General features: G+C 62.3%; 16 protein-coding genes and 1 tRNA gene. 12 read left to right on the top strand and 5 right to left on the bottom strand.

The genetic code is table 11. The features are described from left to right. Positions 1 to 38 precede the first annotated feature (38 nt). On the top strand, positions 39 to 386 hold the full coding sequence (locus FEV51_RS11065) for an ArsC family reductase (protein ID WP_138618907.1): 348 nt from the start codon (positions 39 to 41) through the stop codon (positions 384 to 386). On the opposite strand, the gene FEV51_RS13175 is transcribed toward FEV51_RS11065, so the two are convergent. Further along, on the bottom strand, positions 380 to 547 hold the full coding sequence (locus FEV51_RS13175) for a hypothetical protein (RefSeq protein WP_171033115.1): 168 nt from the start codon (positions 545 to 547) through the stop codon (positions 380 to 382). The two genes, FEV51_RS11065 and FEV51_RS13175, sit on opposite strands and share 7 nt — an antisense overlap. Here FEV51_RS13175 and FEV51_RS11060 point away from each other — a divergent pair. Then, complete coding sequence (locus FEV51_RS11060) at positions 546 to 1640, top strand: glycerophosphodiester phosphodiesterase family protein (RefSeq protein WP_138619011.1); 1095 nt, start codon at positions 546 to 548, stop codon at positions 1638 to 1640. The genes FEV51_RS13175 and FEV51_RS11060 overlap by 2 nt on opposite strands. On the opposite strand, the gene ubiG is transcribed toward FEV51_RS11060, so the two are convergent. Beyond that, positions 1610 to 2371: a bifunctional 2-polyprenyl-6-hydroxyphenol methylase/3-demethylubiquinol 3-O-methyltransferase UbiG gene (gene ubiG, locus FEV51_RS11055; RefSeq protein WP_138618905.1), complete on the bottom strand. Its 762-nt coding sequence runs from the start codon at positions 2369 to 2371 to the stop codon at positions 1610 to 1612. The genes FEV51_RS11060 and ubiG overlap by 31 nt on opposite strands. A 53-nt stretch (positions 2372 to 2424) precedes the next feature. Here ubiG and FEV51_RS11050 point away from each other — a divergent pair, with 53 nt between their 5' ends. After that, positions 2425 to 3705, top strand: a complete 1281-nt coding sequence (locus tag FEV51_RS11050) for an aspartate kinase (protein WP_138618903.1) — start codon at positions 2425 to 2427, stop codon at positions 3703 to 3705. After that, complete coding sequence (purT, locus tag FEV51_RS11045) at positions 3702 to 4865, top strand: formate-dependent phosphoribosylglycinamide formyltransferase (protein ID WP_138618901.1); 1164 nt, start codon at positions 3702 to 3704, stop codon at positions 4863 to 4865. Before FEV51_RS11050 ends, purT begins: the two co-directional genes overlap by 4 nt. A gap of 3 nt (positions 4866 to 4868) precedes the next feature. Here the strand turns inward: purT and FEV51_RS11040 are convergent, their stop codons facing one another. After that, the gene (locus tag FEV51_RS11040; protein WP_138618899.1) at positions 4869 to 5393 is read right to left on the bottom strand and encodes a DUF2306 domain-containing protein; all 525 of its coding nucleotides are present in this window, start codon (positions 5391 to 5393) and stop codon (positions 4869 to 4871) included. 160 nt (positions 5394 to 5553) lie between these two features. Here FEV51_RS11040 and FEV51_RS11035 point away from each other — a divergent pair, with 160 nt between their 5' ends. The 6 genes from FEV51_RS11035 (at position 5554) to FEV51_RS11010 (ending at position 10322) form a co-directional block, all read left to right on the top strand. Beyond that, the gene (locus tag FEV51_RS11035; RefSeq protein ID WP_138618897.1) at positions 5554 to 6351 is read left to right on the top strand and encodes a LytTR family DNA-binding domain-containing protein; all 798 of its coding nucleotides are present in this window, start codon (positions 5554 to 5556) and stop codon (positions 6349 to 6351) included. Between the two features lie 40 nt (positions 6352 to 6391). Beyond that, positions 6392 to 7402 (top strand): NAD(P)H-dependent flavin oxidoreductase, encoded by a 1011-nt coding sequence (locus FEV51_RS11030; protein ID WP_138618895.1) that lies wholly within the window; start codon positions 6392 to 6394, stop codon positions 7400 to 7402. A gap of 1 nt (position 7403) precedes the next feature. Next, on the top strand, positions 7404 to 7718 hold the full coding sequence (locus FEV51_RS11025; RefSeq protein WP_138618893.1) for a Rossmann-fold NAD(P)-binding domain-containing protein: 315 nt from the start codon (positions 7404 to 7406) through the stop codon (positions 7716 to 7718). 76 nt (positions 7719 to 7794) lie between these two features. Then, a complete protein-coding gene (locus FEV51_RS11020) occupies positions 7795 to 8661 on the top strand; it encodes a dienelactone hydrolase family protein (RefSeq protein WP_138618891.1) in 867 nt (288 codons plus the stop codon). A gap of 208 nt (positions 8662 to 8869) precedes the next feature. After that, positions 8870 to 9841 carry an SPFH domain-containing protein gene (locus FEV51_RS11015; RefSeq protein ID WP_138619009.1) on the top strand — a complete coding sequence of 324 codons (972 nt, stop codon included), beginning with the start codon at positions 8870 to 8872 and terminating at the stop codon, positions 9839 to 9841. A 4-nt stretch (positions 9842 to 9845) separates the two neighbouring features. Beyond that, positions 9846 to 10322, top strand: a complete 477-nt coding sequence (locus FEV51_RS11010; protein ID WP_246034539.1) for an NfeD family protein — start codon at positions 9846 to 9848, stop codon at positions 10320 to 10322. Between the two features lies 1 nt (position 10323). On the opposite strand, the gene FEV51_RS11005 is transcribed toward FEV51_RS11010, so the two are convergent. Next, the gene (locus FEV51_RS11005; RefSeq protein WP_138618889.1) at positions 10324 to 11274 is read right to left on the bottom strand and encodes a complex I NDUFA9 subunit family protein; all 951 of its coding nucleotides are present in this window, start codon (positions 11272 to 11274) and stop codon (positions 10324 to 10326) included. Positions 11275 to 11444: 170 nt separating this feature from the next. Between FEV51_RS11005 and FEV51_RS11000 the strand changes: the two genes are divergently transcribed. Continuing rightward, positions 11445 to 11531: transfer RNA gene (locus tag FEV51_RS11000), tRNA-Leu, on the top strand. A 168-nt stretch (positions 11532 to 11699) separates the two neighbouring features. Further along, positions 11700 to 12605, top strand: a complete 906-nt coding sequence (locus FEV51_RS10995; RefSeq protein WP_138618887.1) for a tyrosine-type recombinase/integrase — start codon at positions 11700 to 11702, stop codon at positions 12603 to 12605. Between the two features lie 46 nt (positions 12606 to 12651). Here FEV51_RS10995 and FEV51_RS10990 read toward each other — a convergent pair. Further along, a partial coding sequence (locus tag FEV51_RS10990) for an integrase core domain-containing protein (RefSeq protein WP_138616259.1) occupies positions 12652 to 12874 on the bottom strand: 223 nt, incomplete at its 5' end.

Raw genomic sequence — 12874 nt, 5'->3', positions numbered from 1 at the left:
AAACGGGGCCGCGAATTTTTGACGAAAGCGACATTGCGATGATCATAAATTTCTACGGCATTCCCAATTGTGACACGGTCAAAAAGGCGCGCAAATGGCTGGACGGGCAGGGCCGCGACTATGCGTTTCACGATTACAAGAAGGTCGGTGCCGATCCCGCAAAACTGGGAGAATGGGCCGATGCGGTGGGGTGGGAAGTGCTGCTGAACCGGCGCGGGACGACGTATCGCAAATTGTCAGAGATGCAGAAGGCCGGTATCGACCGTGCCAGCGCGATTGCTTTGATGGTGGAGCATCCCAGCCTGATCAAACGTCCGGTGGCCGAACATTCCGGCGGTGTTCTGGTCGGTTTCGATCCTGAACAGTGGAATGAAGCGCTTCATTGACGTGAATTCTTGCCCCAATTGTCATTCGAACCGCCCGTGAAACTGCGCGCGTTTTCGCTCGACAGGTTAGTAACCTTGCGTTTTATCGAACCGAGATCATTGCCAGAGGCGTAAACCAGACCGATCACAACAACGGCCGCCAGGAGAATCTTCTTGAACATGACAACCACCTTTTCCGCCTTTGGGGTCAAGATTCGGTTAAGCGCAGCGTTGCTTGCGGTTCTGCTGGGACTGGCCGCGCAATCGGTGACGGCTGGGGAACTGCTGGTCATCGCGCATCGCGGCGCGAGTGGGGAGCGGCCCGAGCACACGCTGGCGGCATTCGAACGGGCGATTGACCAGGGGGCCGACTATATCGAGCCTGATCTGGTGGTGACGAGCGACAATATACTGGTTGTTCGCCACGAGAACGAGCTGTCCGATACCACTGACGTGGCTGCGCATGAGGAATTTGCCGACCGGCGGCGCAGCAAGACTGTGGATGGCGAACTGGTGAACGGCTGGTTTGCCGAGGATTTCACGCTGGCCGAATTGCGCACGCTGCGTGCCAGAGAACGGATTCCCGGCCTGCGACCTGCCAATGCCCACTTCGACGGATTGTACCCGGTGCCCACTCTTGCTGAAGTGTTGCAGCTGGTGCGCGCGAAGGAGGCCGAGAGCGGACGGCGGATCGGCATCTATCCCGAACTCAAGCACCCGACATTCCTGCTCGAGCAGGGCTTCGACATTGTCGATCTGCTGGTCACCGCGCTGCGCAAGGCCGACCTCGATGATGCCGATGACCTGGTGTTTGTGCAAAGCTTCGAAGTCGGCCCGTTGCAACGGCTGAACCGGATGGTGGAGGTGCCGCTGGTGCTGCTGGTGAAACCCGGCGCTGGCCCGGCGGACGAGCCAGCGATGCGCTATGAAGAAATGCTCACGCCCAGCGGTCTGGCCGAAATCGCGACCTATGCCGACGCGATTGGCGCGGATCTGCGGTTGCTGCTGACGGGCGATGGCGTGCCCACCGGCACCATCGCCGCCGCGCAGGGCGCAGGGCTGAAAGTCCACGTCTGGACCCTGCGTCACGAAAACGCCTTCCTCCCGCCAATCGTGCAACGCGGCACCGGAGAAAGCGCCCCCGGCGACCTCGCGGGGTTGGTGGGGATTGTGAAGGCGGCTGGCGTGGACGGCGTGTTTACCGACCATCCGGCGGTGGTGGTCAGGGCTGCTGAGCGGTGGGATTACCCCGCGCGCCGCGCCGTAACGATGTAGTTCAGCGCCAGATCACTCGACAGATGCAGACCCTTGGCGGGCGAGAAGGCGATGCCTTGTGGCTCGCCCATTGCCAGCCCCGCAGCCGCCAGCAGCTCGCGCAATTCCTCGGGAGTGGCGAAATCTTCCCAATGATGCGTGCCGCGCGGGACCATGCCGACCGCTTCGGCGGCTCCGACCAGCAGCAGGCGGCTGGCCTGAGTGCGGTTGGGAGTGGACAGCACCATCAGCCCACCCGGTGACAGCCGTGCGGCCAGCTCACCCACAAAGGCGCGTTTGTCAGCGACGTGTTCGAGCACTTCCATCGACGTTACCAGATCGAACTGGCCCAGATCCTGTTCCGCCAACTCGCCTGCGATATAGCGGATGTCGAGCGCGCCCCCCTTGGCGTGCAGCGCCGCCGCCGCGATATTCTCGGGCGCGGCGTCCACGCCCGTGACGGCGCCGCCCATCCGTGACAGCGGTTCGCACAGCAGCCCAGCGCCGCAGCCGACGTCCAGCACGCTTTTTCCCACCAGCGGGCGGCGGTGGCGGATATCGCCGCTCCAGTGCCTATCCACCGCCTCGCGCAGGAAGCCCAGCCGCACCGGATTGAGCTTGTGCAGCATCGCGGAGGAGCCCTTGGGATCCCACCATTCTTTTGCCAGAGCGCCAAAGTGCGCCGCCTCTTCAGGCCGGATCGTTTGACCGCCTGAAGCTTTCCTTGTCACCGTATCGGTTGCATCACTCATTGTGCGTGGCTAGCAGCCGCAGCACTTGCATTCCAGCACGGAGACGCACGCGCTTGGCTCGTATCGTGATGAAATTCGGCGGCACGTCGATGGCCGGGACCGAGCGCATTCGCCGCGTCGCCAATATCGTGCGCAAGCAACAGGCGCGCGGGCACGAGGTTGCAGTGGTGGTTTCGGCCATGGCGGGCGAGACTGACCGGCTGGTCAATTTCTGCCGCGAGGCAAACCCGCTTTATGATCCGGCAGAATATGACGTCGTGGTGGCCAGCGGCGAACAGGTGACCAGCGGCCTGTTGGCGCTGACCCTGCAATCACTGGGCTGTCAGGCGCGCAGCTGGCTGGGCTGGCAGATGCCCGTCCGCACGATCGAGGCGCACGCCAAGGCACGGATTGAGGATATCGAAGCTGAAGCGCTGATTGCCGCGATGGCAGCGGGCGAGATCGCGGTCATCCCCGGTTTCCAGGGTGTCTCTGACGCCGGGCGAATTACCACGCTGGGCCGCGGCGGATCGGACACATCGGCTGTGGCGGTGGCGGCGGCAATCCGCGCCGACCGCTGCGACATCTACACCGATGTCGACGGCGTCTATACCACCGACCCCCGCATTGTCGCCAAGGCGCACAAGCTGAAGGCGGTGACTTATGAGGAAATGCTCGAACTGGCGAGCGTGGGGGCCAAGGTGCTCCAGACCCGCTCGGTCGGGCTGGCGATGAAAGAGGGCGTGCGCGTGCAGGTCCTCTCCAGCTTCGTGGGCGATGACGCGATCCCCGCAGACGATATTCCCGGCACGCTGATCGTGTCGGAAGATGAAATGAACGCATTGGTGGAGAAGGGCGATATGGAACGCCAGCACGTGACCGGCATCGCGCATGACAAGAACGAAGCCAAGATTATCCTGACCCGCGTGCCCGACCGCCCCGGATCGGTCGCGCATATCTTTGAACCGCTGGCCAAGGCGTCGATCAATGTCGACATGATCATTCAGAACGTGGGCCGCGACAAGGGCGAGACCGACGTGACCTTCACCGTCCCGCAATCCGATCTGGCGCGCGCACAGGCACTGTTGGAGGATCGCCGCGAGGACATCGGCTTTAACCGCCTGATCAGCGACAGCAAGATCGCCAAGATCAGCGTTGTTGGTGTCGGCATGAAAAGTCATGCGGGCGTGGCCAGCACAATGTTCCAGTCCCTCGCCGACCGCGGGATCAATATTCAGGCAATCACGACATCCGAAATCAAGGTCAGCGTGCTGATCGACGAGGATGAAACCGAACTGGCCGTGCGCGTGCTGCATACGGCTTACGGGCTGGATGCGAGTGACGAGGTAGCTTGACCCACACCGCCAAAATCCTGCTCCTCGGCTCGGGCGAGTTGGGCCGCGAGTTTGTGATCTCGGCCAAGCGGCTGGGTGCCTATGTGGTGGCTTGCGATGCCTATGAAGGTGCGCCGGCGATGCAGGTGGCGGATGGTTGTGAGGTGTTTTCCATGCTCGACGGCGCGGCATTGCGTGCGGTCGCGGAGCGGCATCGGCCCGACTTTATCGTGCCCGAGATCGAGGCGATTCGCACCGAGGTGCTGGCCGAGCTGGAGGGGGAGGGCTATCACATCGTCCCCTCCGCCCGCGCGGCGCAGCTGACGATGAACCGCGATGCCATTCGCGATCTGGCGGCGGATCAGTTGGGGCTGGTCACTTCGCGCTATCGCTATGCCGAAAGCCTGGGCGATGTGCGCGCGGGCGCGGCGCACACCGGCTTTCCCTGCGTGATCAAGCCGGTGATGTCCTCCAGCGGCAAGGGTCAGTCGACTGTGCAGGACGCAAGCGGGCTTGAGGCGGCATGGGACTATGCCGTGGCCGGAATGCGCGGCGACCGCAGCCGGGTGATTGTCGAGCAATTTGTCCACTTCGATTACGAGATCACGCTGCTGACCGTCCGGCACAAGGACGGCGTGACCTTCTGTCCGCCCATCGGGCACCGGCAGGAGCGCGGCGATTATCAGGAAAGCTGGCAGCCCACCCCTATGACTGACGCCGCAATCACCAGCGCGCAGGACATGGCGCGCAAGGTGGTGGACGAGCTGGGCGGTTACGGCCTGTTCGGCGTGGAGTTCTTTGTGAAGGGCGAGGAAGTGATCTTTTCCGAACTGAGCCCCCGCCCACACGACACAGGCATGGTCACGCTGGTCAGTCAGAACCTCAGCGAATTCGACTTGCATGCGCGCGCCATCATGGGGTTGCCCGTTCCGGCGCAGATCCGCGCGCGGCCTGCTGCCTCGGCGGTGATCCTGGCTGACCGTGACAGCGCGGCGCTATCCTATAGCGGGCTTGCCGATGCGCTGGCGGAGCAGGGCACTGATTTGCGCATCTTTGCCAAGCCGACCAGCCGCCCGTTCCGCCGCATGGGGGTGGCGCTGGCGACCGCCGGAGACACCGATACCGCCCGCCGGATCGCACGGCAGGCGGCGGACCGGGTGACGATCCATTACGGCGAATAAGGCTCAGCCAAGCAGCATCGTGTTCATCAGCCGTCCGGGCAGCATGAAGGCGGCAATGCCGGGAATCATCAACGCGGCCAAGTACATAGCTACCAGGTGTTTCTTATGCCCGGCGATGTCACCCTGGCGTGCAGTGGCCACCGTCTTCCAAGCGGCGTGGAAGGTGATCGGCACAAAGATATGGATCCAGCTGAAGCCGCCGCTGCTCTGGATGAAAATGGCGGAGGTGGCCGTGACAAGCATCAGCACAAGCCACAATTTGCCCAGCCGCTTGTGCCGCGCCGTGCCTTTCGCCGCCAGCAGCAGATAACCGCCCAGCGGCACTGCGGGCAGTACGCTGGCAACATGGATGATTACCGGCAGTTTCTGCAGATAAGGCAAATCAGGGGCCATCCCCAGCAGTGCGCGGCCAATCGCCAGGATGCACACAAAGCACATGGTGAAGCAGGCGAGGCTGACCATGGTGCGGGCAGTAGGGCTGATGTCGAAGCCGGACTTGTTGGTTGGCTTGAGTGCGGTGGCGGTCATGCTGTGTCTCCGGTGTGATCTGTCTGTTCCCCCTTCATGCCGGGTTGCCACTGGCGGGCAATCGCCTGTGCGCGGGCGGGCGGCGTGCTTCGTGAAAAGCGCGTAAATCCGCCGCCTTGCCACTTTACGAAGCGCGAATTGGCACTAGGCTGACGGCACAATGAGTGATCTGGCACCCAGTCCGAAGGCGCGATTTGCGCGCAAGCTGATGATCGATCTGGCGATCATGCTGGGCGTCGGGCTGGTGCTCGCGTTGATCGGCCCGTTTGGCAGCTTTGCGACGCCGTTTGGTTGGCGGATCGTCTATTGGACCGGCTTGGCGGTGGCGGGTTATATGCTGTACCAGCCGATCGGTACGGTCATTCTGCGGCTGGCCCCCAAACTTGATTTGCCCGAATGGTTTTTGTGGATCGTCACTGTGCTGGTGGCGACTGTGCCGATGGCCATTCTTGTGTGGGTTTCCGGGCAACTGCCGGGTCCGATCCGCGCCCCGTCACTGGAAACCGCGCTGCTGCATTATTTCAACGTGTTGATCATCGGCGCGCTGATTACCCTGATGTTCAACAATCTGGGCACGCGGGCAAAACCGGCACCGGATACGGCATCAGAACCGGCTGCGCCTGAAGCTCCGGCCGTAACGCCCGCCGGCCCGGCATTCCTCGACCGGTTGCCGCGGCAGCTCGGCAGCGAACTGATCGCGCTGGAAATGGAAGACCATTATGTCCGCGCGCATACGGCGGTGGGGTCCGAGCTGATCCTGATGCGGATGCGTGATGCTGTGAGCGAGCTGGATGGGCTGGAAGGCGCGCAGGTGCATCGCAGCTGGTGGGTCGCGCGCGGCGCAGTGCAGGGCGTGCGGCGCGCCGGGCGCAATGTCCGGCTGGCGCTGGCTGGCGGGCTGGAAGCGCCGGTATCGCGCAGCGCAGCGCCCGATTTGAAAGCGCAAGGCTGGTGGTAGCGCTTGCCGCTGCGGCGCTGCTCGCATAAGTCGCTCGCCCATGAGCCAATATAGCAAGACGACAAGCCTGATGCGCCGCGGCACGGATTTCCTCGGCACGGATTATGCAATCCTGTGCGGAGCGATGAGCTGGGTGTCGGAACGCACGCTGGTGTCCGCCATTTCCAATGCGGGCGGCTTCGGCGTGATCGCTTGCGGGGCGATGACGCCTGAACTGCTCGATAATGAAATTGCCGAGACGAAGAAGCTGACCGCCAAGCCGTTTGGCGTGAACCTGATCACAATGCACCCGCAGTTGTTCGACCTGATTGAAGTGTGCGCGCGGCACGGTGTCAGCCACGTCGTGCTGGCAGGCGGTATCCCTCCCAAGGGCAGCGTCGATGCGATCAAGGCGTTTGGCGCCAAGGTCATTGTCTTCGCCCCCACACTGGCGCTGGCCAAGAAACTGCTGCGCGGCGGCGGCGACGCGCTGGTGATCGAAGGGATGGAGGCGGGCGGCCATATCGGCCCGGTGTCCACCAGCGTGTTGGCGCAGGAATTCCTGCCCGAACTGGCCGAGGATCACGTGGTCTTTGTGGCGGGCGGGATCGGGCGCGGTCAGGCGATTGCCGGCTATCTGGAAATGGGCGCTGCCGGGGTTCAGCTGGGCACGCGCTTTGCGTGCGCCGCCGAAAGCATTGCGCACGCCAATTTCAAGAAAGCGTTTTTCCGCGCCAATGCCCGCGACGCAGTGTCCAGCGTGCAGGTCGATGCCCGGTTGCCGGTGATCCCCGTGCGCGCCTTGAAGAACAAGGGCACTGAAGAATTCACCGCCAAGCAACGCGAAGTGGCCGCCATTCTCGACAGCGGCGCCATCGAAATGGGCGAAGCGCAGTTGCAGATCGAACATTACTGGGCCGGTGCATTGCGCCGCGCGGTGGTGGACGGCGATGTCGAAAACGGCAGCCTGATGGCGGGCCAGTCAGTGGGAATGCTCAAGGAAGAGGAACCCGTTGCCGACATCATCGCCAAGCTGATGACACAAAGCGAAGCCGCATTGGCGCGGCGATGAGATGTTCCGGCGGCTCGATCTCGATTTCTCTATTTATCGCGACCGGGTGCAGATAGCTGACCGGCGGACCGGCAATTTCGTCGATCAACCTGCCGATTTTCCCTTCTCCAGCGCCGCCGAACTGGTCGCCCATCAGCGCCATTTCGAAGACACCGTGGTGCGCGCCATTCGCAAGATCATGGAGGGCGCAATCGCTCTCCATCGCCCGATTGCGCATATCGTCAGCACGGACGGGCCGCTGTCAGATGCCGAGCGCACGCGTGTGAAAGAGGCATTGGCTGACACCAGCTTTGGCGATGTGATTTTCGAATTGTAAGACGCCAGCCGCCGCGCTTGCCCTGCGCGGGGAAGCGCGTAATCTGTGCGGCTTACCGGATTAGCGGAGACGGATTATGTGCGACGAACAGACCCTTGCCGATTGGGCAAACAGCAATGTGACGCGGCGTGGGTTCGGCGCGCTGGGTGCGGCTGGTGCAGCGGCGGCCTGTGTGCCGATGGAGGCTGACAGCTCGCCCAAGGGGCTGGTCGAAGGCATGGTCAGCTTTGCCACCGTTGATGGCACGATGGACGGGTTTTTCGTCCACCCCGCCAGCGGGAAGCATCCCGCAGTGCTGTTCTGGCCCGACATCGCCGGTATCCGCGAGGCCAAGCGGCAAATGGCGCGCCGTCTGGCGAGCGAAGGTTACGCCGTGTTTGTCGCCAACCCCTATTACCGCGATGTTGCGGGTGAACAGTTTGCCGATTTCGCGGCATTTGCAGGCAGCGGCGGCTTTGGCAAAGTCGGCCCCTGGCGCGGCAAGCTCGATGCAGCGGCGATCATGCGCGATGCGCAAAAGGCGATTGGCTGGCTTGATGCACAACAGCCGGTCGACAGCGCGCGGGGTGTCGGTACGCAAGGCTATTGCATGGGCGGACCCTTTACCGTTTGGAGCGCTGCGGGTGTGAACACACGCGTGCGCGGCGCGGCCAGCTTCCACGGCGGGGGCCTGGTACGCGATGGCAATCCGATGAGCCCGCACAATCTGCTGGTCAATTCGGGTGCCAGCCATCTGATCGCAATTGCGCAGAATGACGATGCCAAGGCACCCGATGACAAGACCGTATTGCGGGCCGCTGCCGATGCAGCCGGGCGAACGGTAGAGATTGAGGTCTATGCCGCCGATCACGGCTGGTGCGTGCCCGACAGCCCCAGCTATGACGAACCCGAAGCAGAACGCGCCTGGGCGCGGCTGTTGGCGCTCTATGCCGGGGCGCTCTGACGCAGCATCATACGATAGAGATCAGATGCCGCAGCCGCGCTATCCCGCGCCGCCACCCCCGCCGCAATCGCTCGCTTGTGCCTGCGCGCAGGTGCGTTAGGATGCAGCACGGCAGATTTCCGGCCGGCTGGTTGTATAGGGGTGTAGGACATTGGGCGTTACCTTGACTTTGGGTCTGTTGCTGCTGCTGCTGGTACTGTTCCTGCTGATGGCGGTGCGCGTGGTCAAGCAAGGCTATGTCTACACCATCGAACGCTTCGGCAAATACACCAAGGCCGCAGAGCCGGGCTTGCACATCATTACCCCCTTCATCGACCGGGTTGGTCAGAAGGTGAATGTGATGGAGCAGGTGCTCGATATTCCCGGACAGGAAATCATCACCGCCGACAACGCGATGGTCGGGGTGGATGCCGTAGTGTTCTTCCAGGTGCTGGACGCGGGCAAAGCCGCTTACGAGGTGTCCAACCTCTATCAGGCGATCATGGCGCTCACGACCACCAATCTGCGCACCGTGATGGGCAGCATGGATCTTGATGAAACTCTGTCCAAGCGGGACGAGATCAACGCACGGCTGTTGTCGGTGGTCGATCATGCGACCTCGCCTTGGGGCGTCAAGATCACCCGGGTCGAGATCAAGGATATCCGCCCGCCGCTGGATATTTCCGAGGCGATGGCGCGGCAGATGAAAGCCGAACGGCTCAAGCGCGCCGAAATCCTCGAAGCCGAGGGCGACCGCGCCTCCAACATCCTGCGCGCCGAGGGCGACAAGCAGTCCGCCATCCTCAAGGCCGAGGGCAAGCGCGAAGCCGCTTACCGCGATGCCGAAGCCCGCGAACGTGCCGCAGAGGCTGAGGCGAAAGCGACCGAAGCCGTCTCCAACGCCATCGCGCAATCGGGCAGCCAGGCAATCAATTATTTCGTGGCGCAGGAATACACCAAGGCGATCGCCAAATTCGCCGACAGCCCGAATGCCAAGACCATCCTGTTCCCGATGGAAGCCACCCAGCTGATCGGATCGCTGGGCGGGATCGGCGAATTGATGCGCGAGACCTTCGGCGATGTGAAGGGGTCGGTTGACACCGGAACTGCGCTGCCAGCTTCGCGCGAGCGTGAGCGCGTGCCCCCCGTCCGTCGCAGCCCAACGGTGCCGCGCACGGGCGAGGGCGGGCCGCAAGGCTGATCTGATGGACGGGATCGAGCCGCACTGGGTCTGGATCATCATTGGCTTGGCGCTGGCCGCGCTGGAACTGGTGGTGCCGGGTGTTTACCTAATCTGGCTGGCCGTGGCAGCGCTGGTCACCGGGCTGCTGGTGTTTATTTCCGACCCGCCACTGGCGATTCAGGTCATCAGCTTCGTCTCGCTGGCGCTGATTGCCGCCTATTCCGCCAAACGGTTCCTGCGCGACCGGCCTATCGTCAGCGCCGATCCCCTGCTTAACAACCGCGCCGGGAGGCTGGTCGGGGAAACCGCACTGGTGACCAAGGCGCTGGATGGCGGCACTGGCCGCGTCCAGGTCGGCGACAGCGAGTGGATGGCGCGCGGCAGTGATGTCGCAGTTGGCACCCGTGTGCGGATTACCGGCATCAGTGGCACCGCGCTGACGGTTGAGCCGCTCACGCTGCTGACCGGCGAGGGCACTGCGCCGCTGCCTGAGGACTAGCTCAGGCGTTCAGTTTGTTGCCAAACCGGCCGTGCTGCCGAAACCGGACCATCCATTTGTCGAGGAACAGCGACAGCGGCTTGGGCGCAATGCCCAGCTGCTTGAACCCCGGTGCCGCGGCCGAAATGATATTGCCAGCCTTTAGCATCCGCCACTGATCGCTGGACATCGGTGTACCCGGAAGCATCGCGAACACACCCGACAGTGCATCGGGCACGGCCAGCAGCGTGCGATCACGCCCCTGTGCCGCGGCAATGGCCTGGTTGATTTGCATCATGGTCAGCACTTCGGGACCGCCCAGCTCGAAGGTCTTGCCGCCATGCTTGTCCGGCTGCTCCAACACCGTCACAATCGCCTCTGCGACATCATCGACATAGGCAGGTTGCAGGACGGCATCGGGACCGAACACGGGCAGCACGGGGAAGGTCGCCACGAGTCCGGCGAACATCTGGATGAAATCGTCGTCGCGTCCGAACAGCACCGAAGGGCGCAGGATGGCGGCGTTGGGGTATGCGGCACGGACCCGCTCCTCGCCCAGCTGCTTGGCCATGCCATAGGCATTGGGCGCATCCTCGTCGCCAGGATCGGCAATCGCGCTGACATGGACGAAACTCTGCGCGCCGGTTTCTTTAGCTGCCGCAGCCATCCAGCCGGGAGCCTCGCCCATCAGTCGGGCCAGATTGCCGTCGAAACTGCCGACCAGATTGACCACCGCATCCGCGCTCGCAATGGCATTGTTCACGCTGGCGCGATCGGTTGCATCGCAGCGTACCAGTTGCAGCTGGCCCAGATTGGCCAGCGTCTTGAGGCGATAGGCCTGTTCAGGATGACGGCTGGCTATCCGCAACCGCGCGCCGCGTTTCAGCAGCGCCTGTGCGACATAATTGCCCAGGAAGCCGCTGCCCCCCATCAGCACCACCATTTTGCCGTTCAAAGCGCCATTCTTCGCCATTGCCATCGCCTGTCGTTGGTATCGGATCAATAGCGTGCCCCTTGCCGCAAGCACGCCGCGCCCGCAAGCATTCGCACGGGCAGAGCTTTGGCGATTGACAAGGCGCCCCCCCCTTCGCTAGTGGCCCGCCCCTACCCGCGGCCCGGCTTTGATGCCCGGACCGCTCCGGTGCCCAGATGGCGGAATTGGTAGACGCACCAGCTTCAGGTGCTGGCGCTCGCAAGGGCGTGGAGGTTCGAGTCCTCTTCTGGGCACCATTTGTTCTTCTCTTGTTCTCGCAGATAATCTATATAAAACCCGCAGAAACCCTAGGGATTTGGCCCTTTGGTAGTTCCGGATCGTCCCGTTTGTTCTCGGGGGTTCCAGACATTTTTGCGGGCCTTTTGCGGGCCTTTGCGAAAACCACATTTGGAAAAGGCCCGCAAATGCCTCTGACCGAAACGCGGCTCCGCGCTCTCAAGACGAAAGACAAACCTTACAAGGTCGCTGACCAGCGAGGCCTTTATATTGAGGTTACCCCAGCCGGTGGCAAACACTGGCGATTTCGATACCGGCTCGGCAAGCTCGAGAAGAAGCTCGTAATCGGGAGCTACCCCGAGGTCAGCCTCAAGGAAGCGCGTGACGCGACCTACGAAGCAAGGCAGACCGTTGCATCAGGCGGGGATCCTGCCTTCGACAAACGGAAGAAAAAGATCCGCGAGGAGTTCCTGTCTGCCCAGACCTTCGAAGCCGTTGCCCGCGAATACATCGAACAGATGATGGTGCAGAATGGCCGTGCCGAAGGAACGATCATCAAGGCAAATTACTTCCTCGATCAGCTTGCACCGGCCATCGGCAACCGGCCAATTCATGAGATTGAGCCGTTTGAGGTTCTTGCTCCGCTCAAGCGTCTGGAAGCCAGTGGGAAGCACGAGACTGCAAAGAAGACTCGTTCCTTTGCAGGCAGGGTCTTTCGGTATGGCGTCGCCACGACCCGGTGCAAATCCGATCCGACGAGCATGCTCAAAGGTGCTTTGATCACGCCGCGGGCTACGCATTACGCAGCGATCCTTGAGACCAGGGAGCTTGGTGGGCTTTTACGTGCGATAGACGACTACACCGGCCATCTGATCACAAGGTTCGCGTTGCAGATCGCTCCTCATGTCTTTGTTCGCCCGGGCGAACTGCGACATGCCGAATGGCGCGAGATCGATCTGGTTGACCGGGTTTGGAAAATCCCGGCAGGCAAGATGAAAGCGCGGCGCACGCACGCGGTTCCGCTTTCGACGCAAGTCATCGTCTATCTAACCGACCTCGCTGAATGTCCGTCGTCAGATAATTTGAGACATTAGGCAGTTTAAAACAGGTGAGTGTTTGGGCTCATCTGGTTGGTTGATATTATGCGGCAAGCTTGCGGTGTTGCAAGCGCCTTTGTTCGATGGTTTTGCGTTTGATCCTTTCGCGCTGTTTGATGGTGGCTTCTGCCCTGCCGAAGTAGGCGTCGGCAGGTGTGACGTTTTTCAGGCTCTCGTGATAGCGCTGGTGGTTGTAATGCTCGACGAACGCCTCGATCTGGGTTTCAAGGTCGCCCGGCAGGAAGTAGTTTTCCAGCAATATCCGG

This window comes from Qipengyuania marisflavi (assembly GCF_005884405.1).
Lineage (GTDB): Bacteria > Pseudomonadota > Alphaproteobacteria > Sphingomonadales > Sphingomonadaceae > Qipengyuania > Qipengyuania marisflavi.
This window is presented reverse-complemented; position numbering and strand designations above follow the sequence as displayed.